At 46.6% G+C, this 543-nt stretch carries 2 tRNA genes and 1 rRNA gene; all 3 read left to right on the plus strand.

The features are described from left to right. Positions 1 to 102 (plus strand): 16S ribosomal RNA (locus CSQ92_RS28505); the annotation flags it as partial. Between the two features lie 98 nt (positions 103 to 200). Continuing rightward, positions 201 to 277, plus strand: a tRNA-Ile gene (locus CSQ92_RS28510). Between the two features lie 19 nt (positions 278 to 296). Beyond that, positions 297 to 372, plus strand: a tRNA-Ala gene (locus tag CSQ92_RS28515). Positions 373 to 543 lie beyond the last annotated feature (171 nt).

Below are 543 nucleotides of genomic sequence, written 5' to 3' on the forward strand. Positions count from 1 at the left end.
AGCTTAACCGTAAGGAGGGCGCTTACCACGGTAGGATTCGTGACTGGGGTGAAGTCGTAACAAGGTAGCCGTATCGGAAGGTGCGGCTGGATCACCTCCTTTCTAGAGTTTGCACGAATCAGTAATGGTTCACGCATCAAATGTTCACACTTATCGGCTGTTTAATTAAGAAGAAACAGTAGTCGTAGTAGTTCCGCGTTGGGGCTGTAGCTCAGCTGGTTAGAGCACCGTGTTGATAACGCGGGGGTCGTTGGTTCGAGTCCAACCAGCCCTACCAGCTAATTAGTAATATCTCAGGGGGATTAGCTCAGCTGGGAGAGCACCTGCTTTGCAAGCAGGGGGTCGTCGGTTCGATCCCGTCATCCTCCACCAAAGTTTTACTCGAAAGTGCAAACGTAAGCCGGTCAACAAGATTTGGGTTTAGGTTTGATCTTTTAGCGATCAAAGCTGTTTCGTTCTTTAACAATCTGGAAGAAGTAAAGATTATTTATTGATCGGTTTGCCGTAAAAGGTAAATCGATGGGTAATGATTGTATGTATCAA

Origin of the sequence: Janthinobacterium sp. BJB446 (assembly GCF_002735655.1) — a bacterium.
In the GTDB taxonomy this organism is placed as follows: Bacteria; Pseudomonadota; Gammaproteobacteria; order Burkholderiales; family Burkholderiaceae_D; genus Janthinobacterium; species Janthinobacterium lividum.